General features: G+C 54.3%; 25 protein-coding genes and 1 riboswitch. Of the genes, 1 reads left to right on the top strand and 24 read right to left on the bottom strand.

What is annotated here, in order from left to right; genetic code table 11:
- Positions 1 to 239 precede the first annotated feature (239 nt).
- The 12 genes from TCARDRAFT_RS10765 to selA all read right to left on the bottom strand — a co-directional run bounded on the left by TCARDRAFT_RS10765 (position 240) and on the right by selA (position 14488).
- Positions 240 to 1127, bottom strand: coding sequence for a cation diffusion facilitator family transporter (locus tag TCARDRAFT_RS10765; RefSeq protein ID WP_007290013.1), 888 nt, complete (start codon positions 1125 to 1127; stop codon positions 240 to 242).
- Between the two features lie 226 nt (positions 1128 to 1353).
- Positions 1354 to 1431, bottom strand: a riboswitch (NiCo riboswitch).
- A 47-nt stretch (positions 1432 to 1478) separates the two neighbouring features.
- A complete protein-coding gene (locus TCARDRAFT_RS10770; RefSeq protein WP_007290014.1) occupies positions 1479 to 2123 on the bottom strand; it encodes a CBS domain-containing protein in 645 nt (214 codons plus the stop codon).
- Positions 2124 to 2174: 51 nt separating this feature from the next.
- Entirely contained in the window at positions 2175 to 2879 is a 705-nt protein-coding gene (locus TCARDRAFT_RS10775) for an ABC transporter ATP-binding protein (RefSeq protein ID WP_007290015.1), read from the bottom strand.
- A complete protein-coding gene (locus TCARDRAFT_RS10780) occupies positions 2879 to 3646 on the bottom strand; it encodes an ABC transporter ATP-binding protein (RefSeq protein WP_007290016.1) in 768 nt (255 codons plus the stop codon). Before TCARDRAFT_RS10780 ends, TCARDRAFT_RS10775 begins: the two co-directional genes overlap by 1 nt.
- Positions 3624 to 4586 (bottom strand): branched-chain amino acid ABC transporter permease, encoded by a 963-nt coding sequence (locus TCARDRAFT_RS10785; RefSeq protein ID WP_040683349.1) that lies wholly within the window; start codon positions 4584 to 4586, stop codon positions 3624 to 3626. The genes TCARDRAFT_RS10780 and TCARDRAFT_RS10785 overlap by 23 nt, the downstream gene beginning before the upstream one ends.
- 24 nt (positions 4587 to 4610) lie before the next feature.
- Positions 4611 to 5507 (bottom strand): branched-chain amino acid ABC transporter permease, encoded by an 897-nt coding sequence (locus TCARDRAFT_RS10790; protein WP_007290018.1) that lies wholly within the window; start codon positions 5505 to 5507, stop codon positions 4611 to 4613.
- A gap of 246 nt (positions 5508 to 5753) precedes the next feature.
- Positions 5754 to 6929, bottom strand: a complete 1176-nt coding sequence (locus TCARDRAFT_RS10795; RefSeq protein ID WP_007290019.1) for an ABC transporter substrate-binding protein — start codon at positions 6927 to 6929, stop codon at positions 5754 to 5756.
- Between the two features lie 414 nt (positions 6930 to 7343).
- Positions 7344 to 8084 carry a GltB/FmdC/FwdC-like GXGXG domain-containing protein gene (locus tag TCARDRAFT_RS10800; RefSeq protein WP_007290020.1) on the bottom strand — a complete coding sequence of 247 codons (741 nt, stop codon included), beginning with the start codon at positions 8082 to 8084 and terminating at the stop codon, positions 7344 to 7346.
- Positions 8085 to 8089: 5 nt separating this feature from the next.
- Positions 8090 to 9586 carry a glutamate synthase-related protein gene (locus tag TCARDRAFT_RS10805; RefSeq protein WP_007290021.1) on the bottom strand — a complete coding sequence of 499 codons (1497 nt, stop codon included), beginning with the start codon at positions 9584 to 9586 and terminating at the stop codon, positions 8090 to 8092.
- A complete protein-coding gene (locus tag TCARDRAFT_RS10810) occupies positions 9579 to 10673 on the bottom strand; it encodes a class II glutamine amidotransferase (protein ID WP_007290022.1) in 1095 nt (364 codons plus the stop codon). Before TCARDRAFT_RS10810 ends, TCARDRAFT_RS10805 begins: the two co-directional genes overlap by 8 nt.
- Before the next feature lie 555 nt (positions 10674 to 11228).
- Positions 11229 to 13100, bottom strand: coding sequence for a selenocysteine-specific translation elongation factor (gene selB, locus TCARDRAFT_RS10815; protein ID WP_007290023.1), 1872 nt, complete (start codon positions 13098 to 13100; stop codon positions 11229 to 11231).
- Positions 13097 to 14488: an L-seryl-tRNA(Sec) selenium transferase gene (gene selA / locus TCARDRAFT_RS10820; RefSeq protein WP_007290024.1), complete on the bottom strand. Its 1392-nt coding sequence runs from the start codon at positions 14486 to 14488 to the stop codon at positions 13097 to 13099. The genes selB and selA overlap by 4 nt, the downstream gene beginning before the upstream one ends.
- 158 nt (positions 14489 to 14646) lie before the next feature.
- On the opposite strand from selA, the gene yyaC reads away from it, so the two are divergent.
- Positions 14647 to 15222: a spore protease YyaC gene (yyaC, locus tag TCARDRAFT_RS10825; RefSeq protein ID WP_007290025.1), complete on the top strand. Its 576-nt coding sequence runs from the start codon at positions 14647 to 14649 to the stop codon at positions 15220 to 15222.
- Between the two features lie 97 nt (positions 15223 to 15319).
- Here the strand turns inward: yyaC and TCARDRAFT_RS10830 are convergent, their stop codons facing one another.
- The 12 genes from TCARDRAFT_RS10830 to TCARDRAFT_RS10885 all read right to left on the bottom strand — a co-directional run.
- The gene (locus TCARDRAFT_RS10830) at positions 15320 to 15562 is read right to left on the bottom strand and encodes a YkuS family protein (protein ID WP_007290026.1); all 243 of its coding nucleotides are present in this window, start codon (positions 15560 to 15562) and stop codon (positions 15320 to 15322) included.
- Between the two features lie 114 nt (positions 15563 to 15676).
- On the bottom strand, positions 15677 to 15916 hold the full coding sequence (locus TCARDRAFT_RS10835) for a YkuS family protein (protein WP_007290027.1): 240 nt from the start codon (positions 15914 to 15916) through the stop codon (positions 15677 to 15679).
- A gap of 72 nt (positions 15917 to 15988) precedes the next feature.
- Positions 15989 to 16372, bottom strand: a complete 384-nt coding sequence (locus tag TCARDRAFT_RS10840; protein WP_007290028.1) for a bactofilin family protein — start codon at positions 16370 to 16372, stop codon at positions 15989 to 15991.
- Between the two features lie 23 nt (positions 16373 to 16395).
- The gene (locus TCARDRAFT_RS10845) at positions 16396 to 17325 is read right to left on the bottom strand and encodes a M23 family metallopeptidase (protein ID WP_007290029.1); all 930 of its coding nucleotides are present in this window, start codon (positions 17323 to 17325) and stop codon (positions 16396 to 16398) included.
- A gap of 778 nt (positions 17326 to 18103) precedes the next feature.
- Complete coding sequence (locus tag TCARDRAFT_RS10850; protein WP_007290030.1) at positions 18104 to 18673, bottom strand: nitroreductase family protein; 570 nt, start codon at positions 18671 to 18673, stop codon at positions 18104 to 18106.
- A gap of 13 nt (positions 18674 to 18686) precedes the next feature.
- Complete coding sequence (locus tag TCARDRAFT_RS10855; protein WP_007290031.1) at positions 18687 to 19202, bottom strand: DUF4446 family protein; 516 nt, start codon at positions 19200 to 19202, stop codon at positions 18687 to 18689.
- A 22-nt stretch (positions 19203 to 19224) separates the two neighbouring features.
- Entirely contained in the window at positions 19225 to 19905 is a 681-nt protein-coding gene (locus TCARDRAFT_RS10860) for a DUF554 domain-containing protein (RefSeq protein ID WP_007290032.1), read from the bottom strand.
- Positions 19906 to 19909: 4 nt separating this feature from the next.
- Complete coding sequence (locus TCARDRAFT_RS10865; RefSeq protein ID WP_007290033.1) at positions 19910 to 21052, bottom strand: aminotransferase class V-fold PLP-dependent enzyme; 1143 nt, start codon at positions 21050 to 21052, stop codon at positions 19910 to 19912.
- Positions 21053 to 21355: 303 nt separating this feature from the next.
- Positions 21356 to 22582, bottom strand: a complete 1227-nt coding sequence (gene hydF / locus TCARDRAFT_RS10870) for a [FeFe] hydrogenase H-cluster maturation GTPase HydF (RefSeq protein ID WP_007290034.1) — start codon at positions 22580 to 22582, stop codon at positions 21356 to 21358.
- Between the two features lie 272 nt (positions 22583 to 22854).
- Complete coding sequence (locus TCARDRAFT_RS10875; RefSeq protein WP_007290035.1) at positions 22855 to 23751, bottom strand: ParB/RepB/Spo0J family partition protein; 897 nt, start codon at positions 23749 to 23751, stop codon at positions 22855 to 22857.
- Positions 23744 to 24505, bottom strand: a complete 762-nt coding sequence (locus TCARDRAFT_RS10880; RefSeq protein ID WP_007290036.1) for a ParA family protein — start codon at positions 24503 to 24505, stop codon at positions 23744 to 23746. The genes TCARDRAFT_RS10875 and TCARDRAFT_RS10880 overlap by 8 nt, the downstream gene beginning before the upstream one ends.
- Positions 24506 to 24960: 455 nt before the next feature.
- A partial coding sequence (locus tag TCARDRAFT_RS10885) for an IS110 family transposase (protein WP_007290037.1) occupies positions 24961 to 25549 on the bottom strand: 589 nt, incomplete at its 5' end.

A 25549-nucleotide genomic window follows, 5' to 3' on the forward strand; every position in this document is an offset into this window, starting at 1 on the left:
TGTGCTATTATAAATATAAGGACTAAAACGGCTAAATACATAAGAAGCGGGTGAAATATGGAAGAGCTGCTAAAACAGCAATTAGTTGACCGCCCGTTCTATTCGGCATGAAGCCGAAATTGAGCATTTGAAGCTGGCAAAATAACCACGGCAAAACCCCCTGGGTAGACCACCGCTAATCTCCCCAGGGGGTTTTTGCTGTATAAACGCAATTTGGCTTATGACCAGGCCCGCCGCAGTCAGGCGCCATACTCTTCATGATAGCCGTACGGCTCGAGATGAATGACGACATCGCACGAGCCAAAGACATTTCTAATGGCCGCTTCAATTTCGTCGCACACGGCATGGGCCTGCTCCAGATGCATGTCTTTGTGCAACACCAGGTGGACGTCAATATGGCGCATACAGCCCGACCGGCGGGTACGCAGGCGGTGAAAGGCAATGACGCCGGGATGGCTGGCCAAAATATTGCCAATGAGTTCTTCTTCCTCCGGCGGCAAACTGACATCGGTCAGCTCGTTCAAACTCTTTTTCGTCATGGTGTAGCCTGCTTTGAGGACAATCACGGCGACAACCAAGGCAATTGCCGGGTCTAGCCAATTAAAACCGGTCACTTTTATAACCGCCAGGCCGCCGAGCACCCCGGCCGACGTCCAGATATCGGCCTTAAGGTGGATGGCATCAGCCTCCAGTGCCTGGGAGCCAGTCGCCTGCGCCACCTTCATCAGCCGCGTCGCCACGACATAGTTGACGCCAATCGAAACCAGCATGATGGCGATGCCGTATTCCAGATAGGCCGGCGCGTGGCCGGCGGTGAGCTTTTCCACCGCCTCATACATAATCCAGATTGCGGCCAACACAATGAGAAAGGCCTCGGCCGCCGCCGACAAGTTTTCGAATTTGCCATGCCCGTAGGCATGCTGCGCATCAGGCGGCTGGCTCGACTTGCGGACGGCGTAATAGGCAATAAGGGCGGCTAAGAGGTCAACCCCCGAGTGGGCGGCCTCAGAAATAATGCTGACCGCGCCGCTATAGAAACCTACGACTAGTTTCAGGAGCACTAAGAGCGTATTAGAAATTACCGACAGCCGCGCCGTGCGCTGTTTAAGCGCTTCCGCATTTCCCACGTCATTCCCTCCACAAAAGACCCGTCTATTATCAACCTATCAACCACAAAGGATTAAGTTAGTATTTAACCGCAGAGGACACGGAGAAAAATTATTTTTTAGCGCGATGGATATCGCGCTCTCTGCGTTCTCCGCGGTTGAATAACGGTTTTCCTACTTTATGGTGTCAATTTATGGGCATGATTATCTTTGCGGTTAAAATAAAAAGACCTGCCCCCCTTAAGGTGCAGGTCCCGCAGAGCCTTTCTGCTGCAAACGCCCGGCTGCACTGCCTCGCGGCAGCCGCCTGTTCCTGTTGTATTATATTAACACGGCGGAGGAAATGTGTAAAGACCGAAGCGCTAGAAGTTCTCAGCCAATTTTTGCCACATGGGCTACTTTAAAGCCCAGCTTCTCCAGGCGAGCGGCAAGTTCGGTCACATCGCGCACATCGGCACGGATGACGATCTCGGCCTTGTCGTCGCCATTTTTATAACAGGCCAGGCTGCCAATGTTAATGCCCAGTTCTTTGAACACTTCGGTAATGTCATGGATCACCCCGACCGTGTCGGTTGCGTTGATGGTCAGGCGAGTTTTTCCTTCCGGTAGCCCCATAACATCAACAAAGGTCTTAAAAATATCGGTTTCGGTGATAATGCCCACCACCGCGCCGGCCGCGTTTACCACCACCAGGCCGCCGATTTTGTTGTTATACATTAGCAGGGCTGCTTCTTCAATCGTGGCATCGTCCCGAATGGTAATAACATTGGTGCGCATTACCTCTTTGACCTGCATCTTGGCGAGCAGGTAATTGAGTTCAAAGATAGAGAGCGTTGTCGCCGGCGAGGGAGAGACTTCCCGCAGGTCGCGGTCGGTGACAATACCTACCAGCCGCCCCTTATCCACCACCGGCAAACGGCGAAACTTATGGGTCCGCATCAGTTCGGAGGCATCGGCCACCGTCGCCGTAGGGCTGATGGTAACGGGATTGGGAGTCATCCGTTTGGCCACAAACATACACTGCACGCTCCTTTCATCTATCGAAATATGCTTGCCAATTCGGCCCTGCTAGCCGCCCAGATAGGCCTTGCGCACCGCCTCGCTTTGCGCCAAATCGGCGGCCTTGCCGGCCAAGGTAATGCGGCCGGTTTCCAGGACATAGGCCTGGTGGGCAATGGACAGGGCCATATGGGCGTTCTGCTCGACAAGCAGAATGGTAGTGCCACTTGCATTTATTTCCTTAATAATCGCGAATATTTCCTTAACCAACAGAGGCGCCAAACCCATGGACGGCTCGTCTAACAATAAGAGGCGCGGCCGGCTCATCAGGGCACGACCAATGGCCAGCATCTGCTGCTCGCCGCCGGACAGGGTACCGGCAATCTGGCTGCGCCGCTCGGCCAGGCGAGGAAAACGGGCAAACACCTTCTCCAGGTCGGCGGCAATGCCGGCGCTGTCTTTGCGAGTATAAGCGCCCAGTTCCAGGTTTTCCAGCACCGTCATATTGGCAAAAATGCGGCGGCCTTCCGGCACTTGAGAAATACCCATTTTGACGATGTCCTGGGCCGGCAGGCCGGCAATATTCTTGCCTTCAAACAGGATTTGCCCCGCCCTAGGCTTAAGCAGGCCCGAAATGGTCCGCAGGGTAGTGCTTTTGCCCGCGCCGTTGGCACCGATAAGAGTGACGATTTCGCCTTCTTTAACTTCGACGCTTATACCTTTTAAGGCATGGATGGCGCCATAGTATACGCTGATATTATCGAGCTTGAGCATCAGTGCACCTCCTCGCCGAGGTAAGCCTCGATGACTCGCGGGTTGGTCTTTATTTCCTGGGGTGTGCCATGAGCGATAACGCTGCCGTAATCGAGCACATAGATGCGCTCGCACACCCCCATGACCAAGCTCATGTCGTGTTCAATCAGCAGAATGGTCAAGTTAAACTGGCGGCGAATCCAGCGGATCATTTCCATAAGCTGCTGAGTTTCCTGGGGGTTCATGCCGGCCGCCGGCTCGTCTAAGAGCAGCAGTTTTGGTTGGGCGGCCAGCGCCCGGGCAATCTCGAGACGGCGCTGCTCGCCGTAGGAGAGATTTTTGGCAATTTCATCTTTTTTATCAGCCAGTTGAAAAATTTCGAGAAACCGAAGCGCCTTGGCCTCGATTTCCGCTTCTTCCTGCCAGTAGCGCCCCAGGCGCAGGATGGACTCGACCAGGCCGTAGCGCACATGGAAGTGATAGGCGATTTTTACGTTGTCCAGCACCGTAAGGTCGGCAAACAGGCGGATATTCTGAAAGGTGCGGGCAATACCGCGTTGGGTTATCTGGAAGGGGCGCAGGCCCACCACGCTTTTGCCGTCAAATTCGATTTCCCCCTCGGTCGGCTCGTAAACGCCGGTGAGCAGGTTAAACACCGTCGTTTTGCCGGCGCCATTAGGGCCGATAAGTCCAACCAGCTCACCGGGATGGATTTCGAGGTTGACGTTGGAGACGGCGCGCAGGCCGCCAAATACTTTGGTCAGTTTAGTTGTCTTGAGCAGTGCCACGGACGCCACCTCCCCGCAGTTTGCCAAATACCTTAAGACTGAGTTCCTTGTTGCCGAACAGCCCCTGCGGCCGATAAAGCATCAGGGCGATGAGGAGCAGCGAGTAAATAACCATCCGCCACTCGGGATAGCCGGCCAGCGCGGCCGAGACAAAGGTAAGCAATATGGCGGCGGTAATGGAGCCGGTAAGGCTGCCGAGACCGCCGAGAACCACCATGGTCAAGATATCAAAGGATTTCATGAAGGTAAACGATGCCGGATGGGCGATATAAAAGTAGTGGGAAAAGAGGGCGCCGGCAATGCCGGCAAAAGCCGCGCCGATCGTAAACGCCAGCACCTTGTACCGCGTGGTGTCAACCCCCATGGCTTCGGCAGCAATTTCGTTTTCGCGAATGGAAATGCACGCCCGGCCGTGGCTGGAATTGATTAAATTTTTGATCACAAAAACAGTGAATACCATGGCCCAAAACACCCAGGTAAAACTGGTATAACGGGGGATGCCCATGAAGCCCGAGGCGCCGCCCACATAGGGAATGTTCAAAATGGTGATGCGGATGATTTCCCCCAGACCCAGGGTGGCAATTGCCAGATAGTCGCCGCTCAGCCTGAGGGTCGGCAGGCCGATGACAAATCCGAGCACCCCGGCGGCCACGGCACCGGCCAGAATGGCGAGAATAAACGGAACCTGGAACTTGACGGTAAGCACGGCGCTCAGGTAGGCGCCAACGGCCATAAAGCCGGCGTGTCCGATCGAGAACTGGCCGGTAAAGCCGTTGATGAGGTTGAGACTGACGGCGAGAATAATGTTGATGCAGATAAGAATAATATTGAGCAACCAGAAAGAACCGATGATGTCAAACTCGATCATGGCCTGCACGGCCGCATAAAGGCCTAGGCACGCCGCGAGGCTGACAAGATCGGTCTTTCTTTTTGCGTTCATACCTAGTATGGTCATCTCTCTCACCTACACTTTCTCGCGCACATTTTTGCCTAAAAGGCCGGACGGTTTAAAGAGCAGAATAATGATCAGAATGGCAAAGGCTGCGGCATCGCGGAAAGTGGAGGAAATGAAGCCACTAACCAACGCTTCGATGATGCCCATAATAATTCCGCCTAACATTGCCCCGGGAATAATGCCGATACCGCCCAGCACGGCGGCCACGAAAGCTTTAAGACCAGGCATGATACCCATCAGCGGGTCGATCGAGTTATAATACACCCCTACCAGCACGCCGGCGGCGGCAGCCAAACTAGAACCAATGGCAAAGGTCACCGAAATGATGCGATCCACGTCGATACCCATCAGGCGCGCCGCATCGGTATCGTAAGATACCGCCCGCATGGCCTTGCCCACTTTGGTGCGGTTAACGACATAGGTCAGTACGACCATTAGAATTAACGAAACGGTAAGGATAACGATCTGCTGGTTATTGACCACCAGCCCACCAAAATGATACAGCTCGGCCGGGAAAACGGCCGGGAAGGTGCGTGGCTGCGGCGTCACCAGTAAGATGCCGCCGTACTCTAACAGTAGCGATATACCGATGGCCGTAATAAGTACGGCGATTTTCGGTGCATGGCGCAGCGGACGGTAAGCAGCCCGCTCGATGATGATACCGGCCGCGGCAGCAACAGCCATGGCAAAAACCAATGACGGGATAAACGGCCATTTAAATACGGTCGTAGCAAAAAAACCGGCATAAGCGCCCAGCATATAAATATCGCCATGAGCAAAGTTAATCAGGCGGATGATACCATACACCATGGTGTAGCCCAAAGCAATTAAGGCATAAATGCTGCCGAGGGAGATACCGTTAATAAGCTGCTGGCCAAGTTGCTGGGAAAATGAGCTGAATTCCATGTGCTCCCCTCCTCATAAATCCGGTAGTTAAACGTATCCAAGGTACACCCCGCCAATTGTAACATCCGCAAATGACAATTTTTCATAAGAATAGGGATTAGGCTCCCCCCTAACCCCCATTGGTTATGTGGTCTTTCGTTTGAATTGGCATTTAATGTTCTTGTTGTTTTGTTAAATTTTCCGTATGAGCTTCTTTATTCGTCAGTTTTAGGCTTTTTCCTGCTTGATTATGTTATTTTCTCACCCTTAAGGATTGATTTTTTCCTTGAAGATTTGTTTCCCGTCTTTCAGTTCAATAATGGCCGCGCTCTTAACCGGATTATGGTTGGCGTCAAGCGAAATCACGCCGGATACCAGCTGCAAGTTTTTGGTCTGCGCCAACGCGTCTTTTATTTTAGCGGGTTCAGCGCTGCCGGCCCGCTTAATGGCGTCGACGAGGAGCATGGCGGCGTCATAACCGAGCGCCGCCAAGGCGTCCGGCACTTGGCCGTATTCTTTCTTGTACGCTTCAACGAACTTCACGACGCGCGGGTCTTTGTCTTCCGGCGAGTAATGGTTGCTGAAGTAGACGTTGTTGAGGGCAGCGGCGCCGGCGATTTCGACAAGTTTAGGCGAATCCCAGCCGTCCGCGCCCAGAAGCGGTACGGTAATGCCCAGTTCACGGGCCTGTTTCACGATTTTGCCCACTTCTTCATAGTACGCCGGGATAAAGATAACATCCGGGTTAGCGGCTTTAATCTTGGTTAGGGCTGCTTTAAAGTCCTGGTCTTTTTGCAGGAAGGCTTCTTTGGCCACTATTTTGCCGCCGTTTTTGGTAAAGGTCTGCTCAAACACTTCCGTCAAACCTTTGGAATAGTCCGAACTGTTATCGGTATAAATCGCGGCTGTCTTGGCATTAAGCGACTTGCTAGCAAAGTTGGCCATGACCGAGCCTTGGAAGGGATCAATGAAGCAGGACCGGAAGACCCATTCGCGCACCTTACCGTTTTCCACCGTCACGCGCGGGTTGGTGGAAGTTGGTGTAATCAGCGGGATCTTGTTATCCTGAGCGACCTGGACCGCTGCCAGGGTGTTAGTGCTGGCGACCGCGCCGATAACCGCGACCACTTTATCTTTGGTGATCAGTTTGGTAATGGCATTGGTCGACTCGGACGGTTCCGACTTATTGTCGGCCGCGATGAAAACCAGTTGTTTACCAAGCACGCCGCCGGCGGCATTTACTTCCTTAAACGCCAGTTTTACACCGTTGGCCACGGAGTTGCCAAAAGTAGCGACCCCACCGGTGAGTTCAAGGTTACCGCCAACCTTTATTTCTTTTGCATCACTGCTGGTCGTGGACGAGCCGCCGCAGCCGGCGACAAGACCGGCAACCATCGTCAGCGCCACCGCCAGCCCCGTAAAGGACAGCCATTTCTTCTTCACGTTTGCAATCCTCCTCGTCGTAAGTCATTAAAATTATTAACATTAGTCCGCAATTTTGCGTTCGCCCAGGTCAGGTCTGCCACCGCCTCCTTTTGCGCCTTGGCCGGTGCTACGCTGCTTACAACTGCTCATATTCATAAAGGAAAAACCCCGGCAGAAAAACTCCTGCTCCAGGAGGATTTTCCGCTAGGGTCTTTTCTACCCACGGTGTATGCCTGGTCTTCGGCGCCGGCACTTGTACCGCTCGGACCTGCCCGCCGCTACCGGCGCGGAACCCTAAGGTACACTCCTCGCAGATATTTGTTCCCCGTGAATAATTATACGAGGACTCTTTGCGGCATGTCAAGTGTAATAGTGTAAAATTTTATTATGTTCGCCGGGGCGGGACGTTATACACCCGCCGTCAATTTAAATTTAGGGCACGTACAACAGCCCGTACGGGCGGTGGGTCACCGGCGCAAGCTTCACGAACGGCGCATCCAGTATGGCCTGTGTATCGCCGCCAAAATAGCGGCAATAGTCCTCTACCAAATTCCGGATGGTATCCCAGTCGGCATCGGTCAGCGGCAGAACGCTCACTTCCTTACCCAGGCAGTCGCTATCAACGCGGCCCCGGATATAAATAACCCCGCCGTGCATACCTGTCCCGACATAATCGCCGACCGGCGGGCGATCCTTTGCCCCCAGGCCCAGAACAAGGATGACGCCGCCGGCCATATATTCGCCGAGAAAATGTTGGGCGGCGCCGCCAATGACGATGACCGGCTTCATCTCCCGGTAGGCTTTCATGTGAATGCCGGCGCGGTAACCGACATAATCGCGAATGAAAATGCGCCCGCCCCGCATCGAAACACCCAGGACATCATTGACATGACCGTGGATTACGATTTCCCCGGCATTGAGTGTATTACCCACCGCTTCCTGGCCGTTGCCGTAGACGGTGATGCGCGGCCCGTTGCCAAAAGCGGCCAAATCCGAGCCCGGCGTGCCGTAAATCTCGATATTTACCGGTGCGTTCACGCCGGTGCCGATGTAGCGCTGGCCACAGGCGCCCTCCACCTTTATCGTAGTGGCGCCGGCTGCCACCGCGGCGCGAATCTCGTTATTCAGTTCCCGATAACCCAACTTATGCGCATCCACCACCCTTATGTTCATAGCTATTACCTCCCCACCGGTTTTATACCAAGAATGTCGAGCGTCTGGGCATCAAGGCCCACGCCGCGCAGGCGTTCCCGGCTGCCGCGCAGCGATTCCAGGGCGTTGACCCCAAGAGCGCCGAGCATTTCCTTAATTTCCAAGCTCCAGGCTCTAAGCAGGTTGGTCAGCATCTTGGCGCCAATCTCTGGATCCAAGCGGCTGACCAGGTCGTCGCGCTGAGTAGCGATGCCCCAGGCGCACTTGCCCGTATGACAGCGCTGGCACACATGACAACCAAGGGCGACCAAGGCTGCCGTGCCGATCGCCACGGCGTCGGCGCCAAGGGCGATGGCCTTAACCACATCGGCACTGTTACGGATGCCGCCGGCCACGATGATCGAAGCCCGATTTCTGATGCCCTCGCGCCGTAGGCGTTCGTCAACAACGGCTAGCGCAATCTCGATCGGGATGCCGACATTGTCACGGATCATGGTCGGGGCCGCCCCGGTGCCGCCGCGGAACCCGTCGATGGAAATGATGTCGGCGCCGGCGCGGACAATACCGGACGCAATGGCGGCAATGTTGTGGACGGCCGAAACTTTGACCGCCACCGGTTTTCGGTAATGGGTAGCTTCCTTGATGGCAAAGATTAGCTGCCGCAAGTCTTCAATGGAATAAATGTCATGGTGCGGCGCCGGCGACAGGGCGTCGGACTGTTCTGGAATCATGCGGGTCTCGCTGATCGCGGCGCTTACCTTTTCTCCCGGCAGATGGCCGCCGATGCCTGGCTTGGCGCCTTGGCCGATTTTGATTTCAATAACCGCCCCGGCATTGAGATAGTCGGCATGAAGCCCGAAACGGCCGGAAGCGCACTGGGTGATGATATGCTCGCCATAGGCGTAAAGGTCGCGGTGCAGGCCGCCTTCGCCGCAGTTCATCAGCGTGCCGCTCTGTTTGGCGGCAGCAGCGAGGGCCTTATGGGCATTGAGGCTGATCGCCCCATAGGACATGGCGCCAAAAGTTATGGGCGTTTCCAGGCGGATTTGCGGCGGCAGCGGCTCGACCAGCCGCACTTTTCCCCCGTCGGTCGCCAGCCTTACCCGATCGGGCCGTCCGCCCAAATACGTCCTGAGCTCCATCGGTTCGCGCAACGGGTCGATGGACGGATTGGTTACCTGGCAAGCGTCGAGAAGAATATGGTCCCAGTACACGGGATAAGGTTTGTCGCAGCCGGTGGAAGTCAGTAGTTTTCCGCCCGTATTGGCCTGTTTGTAAATATTATGCAGGTGGTATGGCTGCCATAAGGCATTTTCCTTGTAAGCGCAGGGATTCTTGGTGATAGTGATGGCTTCCGCCGGACAAGTGGTCACGCAGCGATGGCAGGCCACGCAGTTTTTGTGGTCTGCTATGACGCGGCCCTCGAATTTAAGGGCGCCGAAGCTGCACTCGCGCGCGCAGCGGCCGCAGCGCACACAAGTTTCATCAATATGCACTTTGAACTCTGCCGGCAGTTTATGCATGAGTAGCGCCTCCTTTCAAACGGCCGATGATTGGCGTGCCCGCTTCCGGGATCCAGATGCGGTCAGGGCTTGAGCATACTTCGCGGATAGCCGCTTCCTCGGTAGCCACCAATAACGTCGCCCCCTGCCGCGCCGCCACCATGGGCCTTAGCTTGATGCGGTCGGTAAGGGCGATCAATTCGCCGCTGCGGGCCACCAGGACGGAAAAAGGCCCATTGAGCAGCAGACTGCCATAGACGATGCGCAGCGTCCGCAGGAGCTCTCGTTCGTCGTCATCGCCTATTTTGTCAATGTCCTTCCAGAACGGTGCCGCCAGCACTTTGGCCGCCAGCGTCACCGGCAGGCCGTGTTTGCGCACTAATAAATCAAACGCATAAACCACTACTTCGGTATCGGTCATGAGACTGCATCTATAACCATGTTCCTCCAGATAGCGGTAGTTGATGCCGTAGGAGGATATTTCGCCATTATGCACGACCGACCAGTCCAGCAGGCTAAACGGATGGGCGCCGCCCCACCAACCCGGCGTATTGGTGGGAAACCGCCCGTGGGCAGTCCACATATAGCCTTCATATTCTTCCAGACAGTAAAAGCGGGCCACGTCTTCGGGATAACCGACAGCCTTGAAAGCGCCCATGTTCTTGCCGCTTGAGGCGACAAAGGCGCCGTCGATAGTTGAGTTTATCGTCATCACGATGTCAGTGATATAACACTCTTCATGAATAATTTCCCGGCGGCGCAGCGGCGGAATTTCTACAAAATACCGCCACAACAGCGGCGAATCGCCGATTTCGGGAATTTTGCGCGTGGGGATGGGTTCATCCTTAACCACCACGACTTTTTCTGCCAGAAAGGTTTCCGTTTCTGTCCGCGCCTTGCGGGAACTATACATCATGTGCAGGGCATAATAGTCTTTGTACTCCGGGTAGATGCCGTAAGCGGCAAACCCGCCGCCCAGGCCGTTGGAGCGTTCCCGCATGTTGGCGATAAATTTGCGGATGCGCTCGCCGTTTTCCCGCCGGCCATCCTCGTTAATAAAGCCGGCAATTGCACACCCTGAGGGTATCCGTTCGTCTCGTCCCAGCATTCTCCCACCACCTCATTACATGGCAAAATATAACAGACAGGCTAAAAAGCGCAACCGCGCCCTTTAGTGAAAGCGAAGGGCGCGAAGAACGCCCGCGCCGTCTACCATTTGCGTAACTTGCTCTACCCTGGAAAGCGTAAAAACCGCAAAGGACGCAAAGAACACAAAGGGCTACGCGCGCGACAATTGTCGCGCGAGAGATTAGTTCAAAAGCTTACTTTTCATCGCTTGTGGTGCCAAATTATTGGTATGATTATCTTCGCGTACTCTGCGTTCTTCACGGTTAAAAACTTATACTTTCTGATATAGCAAGGAAAAGACCCTGGCAAAAGATACCGGTTATCCGGGACCTTCCGCCAGGGTCTTTTATACCCACGGTGTAGTGCTGGCGCCACGCTGCACCTGTGCCGCTCGGTCCAGTCCGCCGTTTGGCGCGGAACCCTAGGCACTCTCCCAATATACTTTTGTATTTTTATAGGATACCTGTCTGTGTATTTTTATTATAAAAACAGCATTTTTCCTTGTCAATATGTTGCATATGTATACATCGTCTGATTATTTATGCAACTTTGCCCCCGGACGGCGGACATCGCCATCACGAATGGTATATTTCTGCAAGTCGAAATACTCCATGAGCGGTAGCGCCACTTTTCTGGAGGTCTGCAAAAGGTCGCGCAGCTGTGCGACGGTGATCGTCGGCTGGCTGGCAAAATGGCGCCTGAGAGCATCGAGCGCCTGCTGCACCACTTTATAGTAAAGGACAAGGTCGCCGCCGATGCGCACCAACAGCCCTTCGCGCTGCAGTAGTTCCATGGCTGCTTCCGCTTTAGCCGGCGGCAAATTCAGCTTCGCGGCCAACATGGCCGTATCAATGGATATCGGCCCGCAGGCGCTCAGCGCCTGGTCAACTTTGGCCGCCAGGTCTTGTTTCCAGTCCCGGTGACGCGCGGCATGGTGGGGCAGGGCCACCTCGGCGCCCCCGGCTACAATAAAACCAGCTGCCTGCCAATGCTCCACCAGGTGATTAAAGGCTTTTTCGTCAAGGCCAAGCTGCTGGCGCAGCACTTCCCGCGCCATCCCGGGCCGGTCGGGCTGCGCCGCATGATAGCTCGCCAGGAGACTATGGCATTTTTCCCGCAGCGTCGCGAACTGCTCGGCGGTGAGATAGTAGGCGCCCTGCTGGACAATCCGGCCACCGGCCACCAGCGCCGCCAGCGCTCTATCAAGCGTTTTTTCCGACAAATACCCGGCTTGCCGCGCCAATTCCCCGGCTTCCAGGGGCAACCCGCTATCGGCCAGCACAGCATACACCAGCTTCGCCACATCGCCGCCCAGCGCTTCGGCCCGGGCCAGGCGCGCCTGGCCGAGCTGGCGCTTGCTCAGGCTGGGAGCGACTACGATCACGCCGCCCAACAGGTGCTGCGGTGAATAAAGACGCAGAATGCCCCGGTCGCCGGCCCCCGCTCCCACGGGACTTTCCAAAACCAGCCGGGCATAGTCTTTCGGTGCGTCCCGGAAAAAGTAGATGCGGCCGATCGACTCACCGGTGCCAAGATGCAGCCGGATACGGGCGCCGTTTTCCACCTCACTGTGCCAGGTAACTTTTACGTCCCAGACGTCACTGACCTGGCCATGGCGAGGTGAGCTGAGACACATCCCCCGCCCCACCGCACCAAGGTCGACGCCGGCGAGATTGATGGCGGCCCGCTGGCCGGCATGGATTTGTTCCACCTTTTGTCCGTGCCATTCGAGCCCCCGCACACGCACCATTATTCCCGCCGGATATAAGGTAAGGCTGTCGCCGGTTTTCGCCGTCCCGCTCAGCACCGAACCGGTGACGACGACGCCATAACCTTTCACGGTAAAGGCGCGGTCAATCCACAGCCGAAACGGCGCGTCATTGTCCCGGCCGGGCAGCCGCTCGGCAACCTGTCTTAATACGGCCCGCAACTCGGCCAAGCCCTCGCCCGTAACCGCCGAAACCCGGCACAGCGGCGCGCCGGCCAAGAAGGTGCCGGTGAGCAAGTTTTGCACGTCCTCGGCCACTAGGTCAAGCCATTCGGCATCGACTTTGTCAATCTTATTCAGCACTACCACGCCCTGGCTGATGCCGTACAGGTGGAGCATGGCCAGGTGTTCGCGCGTCTGGGGCATGACACCTTCGTCGGCGGCCACCACCAGCATGGCCATATCGATGCCGCCCGTTCCGGCCAACATATTTTTTAAAAACCGTTCATGGCCCGGTACGTCGACAACGCCGGCGACAATATCGTCAGCCAGCGGCAGGGAGGCAAAACCCAAATCAATAGAGATGCCGCGCAGTTTTTCTTCCTTGAGCCGGTCGGTGTCCGTGCCGGTCAACGCTTTGATGAGCGCCGTCTTGCCGTGGTCAACGTGCCCGGCGGTGCCGATAATGATATATTTCATTGTCCCGCTCCTTTCGCCACTTCCAGACAGGCCTGACAAATCAGGCCAGCGTCTTCGTCGGTCAGACACCGGACGTCAAAAACGACTTGGTCGTCCTGAATGCGGGCGACAATGGGCACCCGCCACTGCCGCAGGTACCGCTCCAGGGCGGCGGTACTGAGCCCTTGCGGCCGGACGGCTACGCCCCACCCGGCAAGGTCGACGGCTGGCAGCGATCCCCCGCCGGCCTGGGCGGAAATTTCCACCAGGTCAATGTCCCAGCCATAGGCATGAAGCGGCGTCAGCCGCTCTTTCAGGGCGGCCGCTTTTTCCGCCAGCTCGTCCCGGGATAAGCGCAGCATGCGCTGCACCGGCACGTCGCGGAGCGGATCGCCGACGGTATAGTCAATCAGCGTACCTTCAAGGGCGGCCAGCGATAGTTTGTCCATGCGGAGCGCCCGCAGCAGCGGGTGTTTTTTCATGATTTCGATATACCGGCGCCGGCCGGCGATAATGCCGGCCTGGCCGGCCCCGAGCAGTTTGTCGCCGCTGAAGGTAACAATATCCACACCGGCCGCGATGGATTCGCGCACCGTGGGCTCATTCCAGCCGCCGGCGGCAAGCGGAACAAGGGTCCCGCTGCCCAGGTCCTCGATAACCGGGATGCCGCGGGAATGCGCGAGCTTGACGAGCTTAGCCGTATCCGGCTGGGCGGTAAAGCCGACAATGCGGTAATTGCTGGTATGGACTTTCAAGATAGCCGCCGTATTCGCGGTTATCGCGTTGGCAAAATCGGCCAAGTGGGTTTTGTTGGTGGTGCCGACCTCGACCAGGATGGCCCCGCCCTGCTGCATCACTTCGGGAATGCGAAACGAACCGCCGATTTCTACCAGCTGGCCCCGGCTGACGATAACTTCCCGTCCGCTGGCCAGGGCCGACAGGACGAGCAGTACTGCCGCGGCGTTGTTGTTGACCACGAGGGCGTCCTCGGCGCCCGTCAATGCGCAAAGCCGGTCGACAACATGGGCGTAACGGGTCCCCCGCTGGCCGGTGGCCAGGTCGTACTCGAGCGTACAGTACCCTTCCATGACATCCCGGACCGCGGATGCCGCCCGTGCGCTGAGGGGCGCCCGGCCCAGATTGGTGTGCAGCACCACGCCGGTGGCATTGACTACTTTGCGTAGGCTCCGGCCGCCCGTCTGCTTAAGCCGCGCCCAGGCGGCAGCGATTAAGGCCGCTACGCTAATATCGCAGTCCTCGCCGGCGCGCAGGCGCTGTCGCGCCTGGGCCGCCGCCTCCCGTAAGGCGGTGACGACGAGGTCGCGCGGCCATTCAGCCACAGCTGGATCTTTATACATTTCGGCCAGCAACCGATCAATTGCCGGAATAAGTTTAAGTTTTTCCTGCATATGTTCCTCCCTAGTCTGTCTTTTCCTTTTCCATTGTACTATACTTTGCCGCCCCTCTCCAAATTATCCTGTTTTTCCTTATTCTGCCGCCCACCACGAATAAGACGGCCAATTTTGTCGCATAATCATAGTAAAATAAAAGTTGTCAGGGAGTATTTATGCTGAATAACCTGTTCAACCTTCCCAAGCAGCCCTCCGAATTAAAATTCAATATTTACCTGCCCAGCGCCCTGCATGATGTTGCGGCTACGGTTAGCAGCTATGTCCAGGAAGCCGAGGCCGCCGGCCGCGAAGTTGTCATATTGTGCATCGGCACCGACCGCTCGACCGGCGATGCGCTCGGCCCGCTGACCGGCAGCAAACTGAAGACGCTGCACCACCATCCGTATATTTACGGGACGCTTGATGATCCGGTCCATGCCACCAACCTTCCGGCGATGATTAAGTTTATCGAAGTCAATTTTGCCAACCCCTTTGTCATCGCCGTCGACGCCTGCCTGGGCCGGCTGGAAAGTGTTGGCTGCGTCTCGCTCGGCCGCGGACCCGTGAAGCCTGGTGCCGCCGTCAACAAAGAACTGCCGCCCGTCGGCGACGCTTATATAACCGGCATCGTCAACGTGGGCGGCTTCATGGAACACCTGGTCTTGCAGAGCACCCGCCTCAATTTGGTAATCAAGATGGCCGATATTATCGCCCACGGCTTGGCCTTCGGCCTGGGCGGAAGAAAAAGTTAATTGCGCCAAAGTTATCCAACAGGTAACCAATTAATTATGCACAGGCGCACACATAAGATTGAGAGCTCCGCTAGATAGCGAAGCTCTCACGCACTAATTACAGGCGCTCGAGTTCAGCCACGATTTCCTCGGGCGTCTTGCCGGCGGCATTGATGACCGGCACCTCGGTTACCGTGTCCTGGATGTTCATAAGGTTGATATCGGCGCCACTGACAATAATGGCATCGACGCCATGGAGACTGGCCTCGTCCAGGTCTACTACTTCATAGCCTTCACTTTCCAAAATATCGACCAGGTTGGAGAGACTTTTTTCCACTGCGATTACACCGATACCTTGCACGCCTTTGCACCTCCGTATTTTTAATAAAGTATGAGGTATGAAGTATGAGGTATGAAGTAAACGGGGAAACGGAGCGTAGTAAGCGGTAAATAGTTAAAAGGTGGAAGCAGGGACTTAGCCGAGGCGTTCGGCCAGGACGCTGGCCACCTGCTCCGCCGTAAGACCGGCGGCGTTGACCATCACCGTGTTTTCCGCCAACTTGCCGGCCGCCGCTTGGGCGCCGGGCTCGCCCGTATAAACCACGGCTTCGACAGGACGCACACAGTCGGCCATGTCCACCACTTCATAGCCGCAGGTACTTAAATGTGCTTTGATGTCGTCCAGTCCGGTTTCGACCGAAACCAACCGCAACATAAAAAGCACCTCCTGCATTTTTTTATAGTGTTTGCAGAGGCGCTTTTTTCATGCCTGTCAATCTTTTGCTATTTACTTGGTCTTGGTTGCCGCGGCTTCTTCGCCAGCGCGGCGCATTTCGCAAGCGCCCTTGAACACGGCGCCTTCACCGATAATCAGTGTTCCAACTTTAATATCGCCGTAAACCCGGGCTGTAGATAGCAGCTCCAATTTTTCCGCAATGTCAAGATTGCCGTTGATCGTGCCGGCGATGGTTCCGTTGCGCGCCTTGATTTGCGCCCGGATAACGGCAGTTTCGCCGACCAAAAAATCACTGAGGGACTGTATTTCGCCTTCGAACTGGCCATCAATACGGACCGCGCCTTTGGTCGTAATCGTCCCCTTAATACACGTTTCCTTGCCAATAATCGTTTCGACCTGTTCAATCGCCGCCTTTTTATTACTGCCGCCAAACATGCCTTTAACTCCCCTCATTCATACTATAAAAAATTGGCAGGATTAACCGCGGTGCCGTTGACACGAACTTCATAGTGAACATGCGGTCCGGTGCTTATGCCCGTGCTACCCATATAGGCGATAATTTCGCCTTTCTTTACCCGTTGACCTGTTTCCACCAAATTCTGGCTGTTGTGGCCGTAGATGGTGACAATCCCGTTGCCGTGGTCAATCTCCACCATTTTACCATAACCGCCGTACCAGCCGCTGTAAGTCACCACCCCATCGGCCGTAGCGACAATGGGCATGCCATAATCACCGGCAATGTCAATGCCGGGATGCCAGTCACTACCCCAACCCCAAGGCGAACTACGCCAGCCGAAGCGAGAGGTAACCTCGCCGCTGGCCGGCCAAATCGACGGCGTTGCCGCCAGGCGGGCGTTGCGCTCAATCAAACGGTCCCTTAGAGTCTCCAGGCTCTGCTCCCGCGCTTTGGCGACCTGCTGAAGGTCGTGCACAACCGCGGCAATTTCGTTAAGTTGTGGTTTCACCACTGGACCACCCTGACCGCCATGGCCGGCCGTAGGACGGCTGACGCCGGAACGGGAAGGTCCTGTTTCCTCGGTATTAACCAGACGGCGGATTTCCGCATCGAGTTGATTGAGGCGGTTCATGTCCTCCTGCAGGGCGGCCGTCGCTTTCGCCAGCTGTTCAATTTGGGCTAGCTGAGCGCCGTTGACCTGGCGCAGCCGCTCCAGTTCGGCCCGTTCGGCCTGGGCCGCGTTAACGGTATGCCGATAATTAATCACCCCTCCGACTACTGCCACCAAAAACAAACAAAGAATGGCGGCGGCAATTTTTACCGCGCGGATAGGGATCCGAATGCTTTTTATGGCTTGCCCGTGATGGGGTACTATCATAATGGTGTACTCTCTCCGGTCTGGCTGGCGGGGCCAGTTCGGTATGCTAGCCAACGGCATCACCTCTTTTTCGCTAAAAATTTACAGAGATACTAAGCTGGAATATAATTCAACTTTTCTTATAAAAATCCTTCTTTTTTCCACAAATTACCATAAAAATGTTGCTAAAAAACATAAGCGCTGACGCGTCTTTTTGGCAAAACCGCAAAGGCCGCTAAGGACGCAATTGGCATACTGAGCGCGACGCATGTCGCGCCAAAAAACTACTTTGCGGAGCTTCCGCGTTCTTGGTGTACTACCTTGGAAATCGGAACTTAAAAAGGGATGATATATGAAACCGCAGAGGACGCGGAGAGGATATTTTTTAAACTTTAACACGATGAATATCGCGCCTCTGTGTCCTACCATGAAAACGGATAAAATCATACGGTGAATATTGGAACCGCAGAGGACACAGAGAATATTTTAAATTTAATTGATAATTCAAAGTGCGATATCTATCGCACTCTTCGTGCGCTACCCTGAAAAATCAGTGACTTCAAGTTGGAAAATATAGGGAACCACAGAGGACACAGAGCGCGTGATAGATATCACGCGCTTTCTGTGTCCTTCTGTGGGGTTAAACTTCAATGTTTTCATGCTTTGTGATGCCAATTATTGGCATGGATATCTTTGCGGTTATAAATAGTTATAAATAGTTTTTCATTATTTGTGGTGCCGATTAATCGGTAAGATTATCTTGGCGATTAAAAACCGCTGCTGTTTGCTATAGCAAAAATACCAAGCTATATAGCAAACTGCCGTCCATCGTTGGACGGCAGTTTGTATTATGTCAACCTATAACAATCTCGGCCAATTTGCGCTTGGGTACATGGTGAACCTGCCGTTCGTCCCGCCAGTACTTGATATCCCCGCCGGGTGCAATCTCGTCAATCACCACTTCTTCCTTCGGTCGACCAAGCGCGAGGACAAGGACGATCTCAAGATGATCGGGCAGCGCCAACACTTCTTTCAGGGCTTTGCGCTGAATATTGGCAATCATACAGCCGCCCAAGCCCCGTTCCACGGCGGCCAGCATGATCGTTTGGGCAGCAATGCCAATGTCTGCTACCGCCGCCAAATTAATGGTTTTGTCCTCCACCATAACAATATAAGCCGCCGGCCGTTCGCCCGGCGCCGGCCCCGGCCAATCGGGTAAATACGCCGCCCAGCCCAATGTTGCAAAAATGCGCTCATTGAGGGCCTTGTCGCTCGCCAGCACATACTTGATGGCCTGCCGGTTCGCCCCTGACGGCGACAGCCGGGCGTGATCCACCAGCTCCAGTAACACCTCGCGGCTCACGGGAACATCTTCGTAAAAACGGCGGTAGCTGCGGTTTTTCCGCACCAGTTCCTTCAACATATTCTCTCCTCCTTTATTCTTTTACCCGTACTGTCCGGGCCTTGTCCAACGCCTCTTTTTCTTCATTGGTCAGGAAATAGCTTGACTGACCGTTGACAATCGGTTTGGCGTAAACGCGCGAATCATCGCGGCCAAAAATACTGGACAGAACGACCCCGTTATCTTGGGCATCGAGGAGGGCGATGGCAAAACTTAGGTCGCTGCCCGTGTCATTAAACGCGTTGAAACGGACAATACCAACCCGCTGGATGCAGGTCTTGGTAACGGCATCCAGGTGGCGGCACTGAGCGGCAAGCGTATTGACTTTTTCTACCGTCTCACGCACTTCATCAATATGGGCCAACAACAGCCGTTCAATATTGGCCCCTTCCATGCCTTGCATGAGCTTTTGGTAACGCCGGTTAAGGCGGCTAAGTTTGATATTGATGTTTATAAAGAAAATCAGGGCAATTAAAATAATCACGGTAATGGCCAGCAGGATATAATGCAAATTGGTCATTACCAAACCGCTTAAAAAGGCTAAATCCATAATCTTCACTCCTGCGATGATACTAAGCCGGCCATAGCAGCGTCAAGATGGCCGCGACCGGAATGGCAGGCAGCAGATTAGCTACCTTGATTTTTTTTATCTCCAACATCATCAGAGCGATACCGACAATCAACACTCCGCCCACCGCCGTCATCTCCACAATAACACTTTCCGACAACACGGCGCTCAGCGAACCGGCCAACAAGGTCAATCCTCCCTGATAAACTAAAATAACGATACTGGATAAGGCAACGCCGATACCCAGGCTGGAGGCAAAGACTATCGACGAAATGGCATCCAACGTTGACTTGGCATATAGGGTTGTGGCATCGCCGGTCAGACCATCCTGCAGGGATCCGACAATCGCCATGGCGCCCACGCAAAACACCAGGCTGGCCGTTATGAAGCCTTGGCCGGCGTTGCCGTATTCGCTGCCCAACCGGGCGGTGACAAAGTCGCCCAGCCGGTTAAGCCGTTCGTCAATGTCGATTGCCTCCCCCACAATGCCGCCGAGCACCATGCTGAGAATGACAACCACTATATTATGTGTTTTAAACGCCATCTGTAATCCAATGAGCAGCACCGCCAACGCCAGCCCCTGCATGACGGTCTGTTGATACCGCACAGGGATGCCCCGTTTAAGCAGCAGGCCTACGCCCGAACCGACCAGCACGGCGACGGTGTTGACAATCGTACCTTTCATCAGCTCACCCCTTTGCGGCAACCTTTCGGACAGCCCGGAGGGCATCCTCAATCTCTTGTTCGGTCGTAAAATAGCCGGGACTGAACCGGACAGTCCCGGTCTTAATCGTGCCAATCGTCTGATGAGCCCAGGGCGCGCAGTGCAGCCCGGCCCGGCAGATGATACCATATTCATTTTCCAGCCGATAAGCCACTTCGCCAGAGTCCTGGCCGTCTACGGTGAAGGAAACAACAGCCGTTTGCTTTGCGGTTTGCCGCGGCCCATACACCGTCACGCCCGGGATGGCAGCCAACCCGCCAAGCAGCGCCTCGATCAATTGTCCTTCGCGAGCGCGGATGACCTCCCGCCCGACCCGGCGGATAAACCGGACGCCAGCGGCTAATCCGGCCACCCCCGGCGTGTTGGGTGTGCCGCTCTCCAGCCGGTCGGGCAGAAACTCAGGCTGCTGGTCAAGTTCAGACAGACTGCCTGTCCCGCCGTAGCGAAGCGGCACAAGGTCAATGTCTTCCCGGATATAGAGACCGCCGGTTCCTTGCGGCCCCAAGAGGCTTTTGTGGCCGGTAAAGGCCAGCATGGCGATATTTTGCGCGGCAACGTCGATTTCTTCCACCCCGGCGGTCTGGGCCGCATCAACAATAAGCGCGGCGCCACAGCGGGCCGCCAGCTCACCAACCGCGGCCACCGGCATGATCGTACCGGTAACATTGGATGCATGGCACATGATCACCGCCCGCACCCCTTCCCGCAGCGCGGCGGCCATGGCGGCCAAATCAAGCTGACCGGTCTGGTCGCAAGGGACAATGGTCAAGTCAACCCCCATGGTTTCAAGTTGCCGCAGCGGCCGGGCAACAGCGTTATGTTCCATCGAAGTTGTGACAACCTTGTCACCTGGGCGTAAATACCCAAAAAGGGCCATGTTGAGCGCATCGGTGGCATTGTGGGTAAAAACAATCCGACTGGGATCAGCGACCCCAAACATGTTAGCTAACTCTTCGCGGGCCTCGTACAGGACGCGGCCAGCCTGGTATTCGGCGCTGTAGCCGCCCCGGCCCGGATTGCCGGCCAGGTGACGCAGGCACGCATCTACCGCCTGGTAAACCTCCTCCGGCTTAGGCCAACTGGTTGCCGCGTTATTAAGATAGATCATAGCAAACTCTCTTTCCGTTAACTCACTTGTCGTTGTTTTTTAAAATACTTTTATCTCTACCCTGAAAAGCGTTAAACCGCCAAGGACGCAAAGAACGCAAAGGGCTACGCGCGCGACAGTTGTCGCGCTTGAATTTATATTATAAAACCACAGAGGACGCGGAGCGTATTTTTACTTTAGCGCGATGAAATCGCGCTCTCTGCGCTCTCCGCGGTTGAATAACTATTTTCATGCTTTGTGGCGCCAATTTATTGGCATGATTATCTGGTTTTGTTAAGAAGGAGCGTCTGTGCTTTTTTATATTCACTTATCTTCCAAAACCCGCCGCGCGGCCGGAAACGGCATGAGCGCCCGGGGCAATATACCGTGGACATAGGCAATCAGGACGCCGTAATTGACAATGGGAACGCCCTTTTCTCGGGCTACGGCCAAGCGGTACAGCATTTCCCGCCGGTTGAGCATACAGGCGCCGCAATGAACAATCAGCTGGTACTGTTCTAAATCGGTCGGAAAATTACCGCCGCTCACCCATTCAAACTTGAGCTCGCCGCCCACTTTCTGCTGCAGCCAGCGGGGTATTTTCACCGTGCCAATGTCATCTTTCTGGCGGTGATGGGTGCAGCCTTCAGCGATAAGAACGCGGTCGCCCGGCTTAAGCCTGTCAATCGCCTTGGCGCCGGCCGTCAGTGTCTCCAGGTCGCCTTTGTAGCGGGCAAACAGGATGGAAAAGGACGTGAGCGTCACTTCGTCCGGCGTAACGGCCGCCACATGCTTGAAGGCCTGTGAATCGGTGACAACAAGCCGCGGTGGCTGCTTTAAATTGGCAAGGGCATCGGCCAGCTGCGTCTCTTTGACCACCACCGCGATGGCGTCTTGGTCAATAACATCTCGGATTGCCTGCACTTGCGGCAGAATAAGCCGGCCTTTGGGTGCCGCGGAATCGATGGGCGTTACCAGTACGACGGTATCGCCGCTGGCGATAAGGTCGCCAAGAATCGGCGGTCCTTCCCAGTTGTCCGGTGCATGTTTAATCATCTGCCGTTTGAGTTCTTCTACCCCTTGCCGGGTTTTAGCGCTTACGGCTACCATCGGTATCGCTAACCGTTTGGCCCAGTCCAGCGTTTCTGCTGCCGCCGGCTGGCCGGTATCAATCTTATTCACCACGCCGATGACCGGAATTTGCCGCTTTTTAAGTTCGGCAACCAACCGCTCTTCCCACTCGGAAACCCCTGCTGCCTGGTCGATTACCACCAGGGCCTGGTCGGTCTTATTGAGAACTTGCAGCGTGCGTTCAACGCGGAGCGCTCCCAGTTCACCTTCATCGTCGATGCCGGCCGTATCAATAATGACCACCGGTCCGATTGGCAGTATTTCCATAGCCTTGTAGACAGGGTCAGTCGTCGTCCCCGGCACATCAGAGACGAGAGCGATATTTTGATTGGTCAAAGCGTTAATGAGACTGGACTTACCGGCATTACGCCGTCCGAAGATGGCGATATGCATTCTTGCTCCCCGTGGTGTGTCTTGCATAAATATCCTCCTTATTATTCCCTGTTTGGCCGATTTTACCAATAGAAATTTAGTGATTAAAACCGCAGAGGACACGGAGGAATATTTTTTACTTTAATCTTTAGCGCGAGGGATATCGCGCTCTCTCCGCGGTTGAATAACGGTTTTCATGCTTTTGTGGTGCCAATTTATTGGCGTGAATATCTCCGCGGTTCTCTCCCCTTATCACTTTTCCTTTATTACTTTCTCTTTGCCCCTTTCCCTTACCAATGTTTCACATGAAACAATTATTCTTATACAACGATTGGTCCCTGGCGGCGGGTTACTGCCGCCTGTTGGTGCGCTTCAGACAAAATATCGAGAATACGATCCAAATCCTCCATACTGTAAAACTCAATTTCAATCTTGCTCTTCATCTTACCTGGCTTGATTTTTACTTGCGTCCCCAAGAGCAATTTTAACCGATCCTCGGCTTCCGCCACAAAAAATTCCTTTTTCTCTGGCTGCGACTGTTTTTTCTTGCGCGGCGCGCTGCTGAGACGTTTAACCAATTCCTCTGCATCGCGCGCCGATAAATCTTCGGCGATAATCATCTCCGCCGCCTCAATTTGCAATTCCTCTTTATCCAAAGCCAATAATGGCCTGGCCTGGCCCACCGTCAATGTTCCACGTGAAACATGGTCCTGCACCGCCGGAGCCAGATTCAAAAGCCGCACCATATTGGCGATCAGCGACCGGCTGCGGCCAATCTTGCGAGCCACTTCCTCCTGCGTCAACCCAAACTCATCCATTAATCGCCGGTAAGCGTTCGCTTCTTCAATAGGATTCAAGTCTTGGCGCTGCAGATTCTCGATAAGGGCGATTTCCGTCATTTCCGCGTCGGTATAATCCCGTACAACCGCGGGAATGGTCTTCAGTCCGGCCATCTGGGAAGCCCGCCACCGCCGCTCGCCCGCTACCAGCTCATATCCGTTCATGGTTTTGCGAACGACAATGGGCTGCACAACCCCGTACTGCCGGATTGATTGGGCCAGTTCTTCGAGCGCCTCAGGATCAAAAGTGCGCCGCGGCTGAAACCGGTTAGGAGTAATTTCTTTTATGGCAATTTCATTGACTGGTTCATCATCGCTGGCCGGCGCCGCGGGGAAAAGAGCGTCCAAACCGCGTCCGAGGCCACGGGCCTTAGTCATCGCCAATCACCTCTTTCGCTAAATCAAAATAAACTTCCGCTCCTTTCGACTTGGGATCATATTTGATAACCGGCTTGCCGTGACTAGGAGCTTCGCTTAGCCGCACATTACGGGGAATAATCGTCTGATACACCTTATGGCGAAAATGATTTTTAACTTCATCCACAACCTGAATCGATAAATTGGTCCGGGCGTCAAACATCGTCAGCACTACCCCTTCCAGCGTAAGGACGGGGTTAAGGTTTTTCTGGACCAAGCTGATCGTATTCATCAGTTGGGTCAACCCTTCCAAAGCGTAAAATTCGCATTGGATGGGAATAATGACAGAGTTAGCCGCCGTTAAGGAGTTAATGGTGAGGAGTCCCAGCGACGGCGGACAGTCAATGATAATATAGTCATATTTATATTTCACCTTATCAAGGGCCCGCTTGAGCTTAGTCTCCCGCGACATAAGCGAGACCAGCTCAATTTCGGCGCCGGCCAATTGGATGGTTGCCGGCAGCAGCATTAGATTAGGCAGTTCGGTCGGCAGCAGCAGGGTCTCGACCGGAACGTCGTTAATCAGGGCATCGTAGACGCAGTGCTTGATACTGGCCTTATTGACCCCAAGCCCGCTGGTCGAATTGCCTTGCGGGTCGATATCGACGAGCAGTACCTTTTTCCCCAGCTCGGCCAGGCAGGCGCTCAGGTTTACCGACGTGGTCGTCTTGCCGACACCGCCCTTTTGGTTGGCAATGGCAATAATTTTGCCCAACTTTTTCACCCCAGAGCATACAAAATAGCATCCGAAATTCTCCTTTCATTTCAACGCTCTTTTCTTAATATCCTGCAAAAATTTGTTAGGAAACCGATAAAAAATAGTTTACATAACTTAATAAATTGATCCCGCCTCTGCTCCCCCTTGACACCGCTTGGGAAAATATTCTATGATGGAAAAAACCGCAAACCATGCCAAAACCGCTAAGATATTCATGCCAATAAATTGGCACCACAAAACATGAAAACCGTTATTCAACCACGGAGGGCACAGAGGCGCGATATTCATCGCGCGAAGAATTGAATAAAAAATTTTCTCCGTGTCCTACTCCGAAAACTCACTTCAAAAATTTATGTCAACTACTTCGAATAGAGACAAAGAGATCCCAAGGCCTACTCTATAGGTTTTTTATAGTAGGCATTTGTAAAGAAGGATTTACTTTTAAACTGATCTTAAGCAACTATATTTTCAAGGTTTATTTCAATTCCTGCGTTTTGTAAAAGTTGAAGTGCTCTTTTTATTGCAGCATCTTTACTTCGCTGTTCAAAGTAGTTGGCACCTAATTCAATGTACGGCTGTTTTTTCTTGAGAATATGATAGGCAATTATTAAAATGCTATGTCCTACAGCTACTGCAGCACGGTTAGAACCACGACGGGAACAGATTCTACGGTATTGAGACGCAAGATAAGTATCTTTTTGGCGGGCGGCAGAGCGAGCTGATTGTACAAGTGTTGTTCGCAGATGTTGGTTTCCTTTACGGGTTTTTCCTGATTTTCGCTTATCAGCGCTTTCGTTATGCCCTGGAGCCATTCCTGACCAAGATGAAAGATGCTCCGCGGATGGGAAGCGACTCATATCTACTCCAATCTCAGCAATGATTTCTTCTGCATTGCGCCGATTAACACCGGGTATGGTGTCTAATAGCTCCAAGGCTTCTTCAAAAGGGCGCATACGGTCTGCTATTTCTTTATCCAATTCTTTAATACTTTCATCTAGCGTTTCAATATGTTTTAGTTGCATGGATAGCATCATTTTTTGA

Origin of the sequence: Thermosinus carboxydivorans Nor1, from assembly GCF_000169155.1 — a bacterium.
Classification (GTDB): domain Bacteria; phylum Bacillota; class Negativicutes; order Sporomusales; family Thermosinaceae; genus Thermosinus; species Thermosinus carboxydivorans.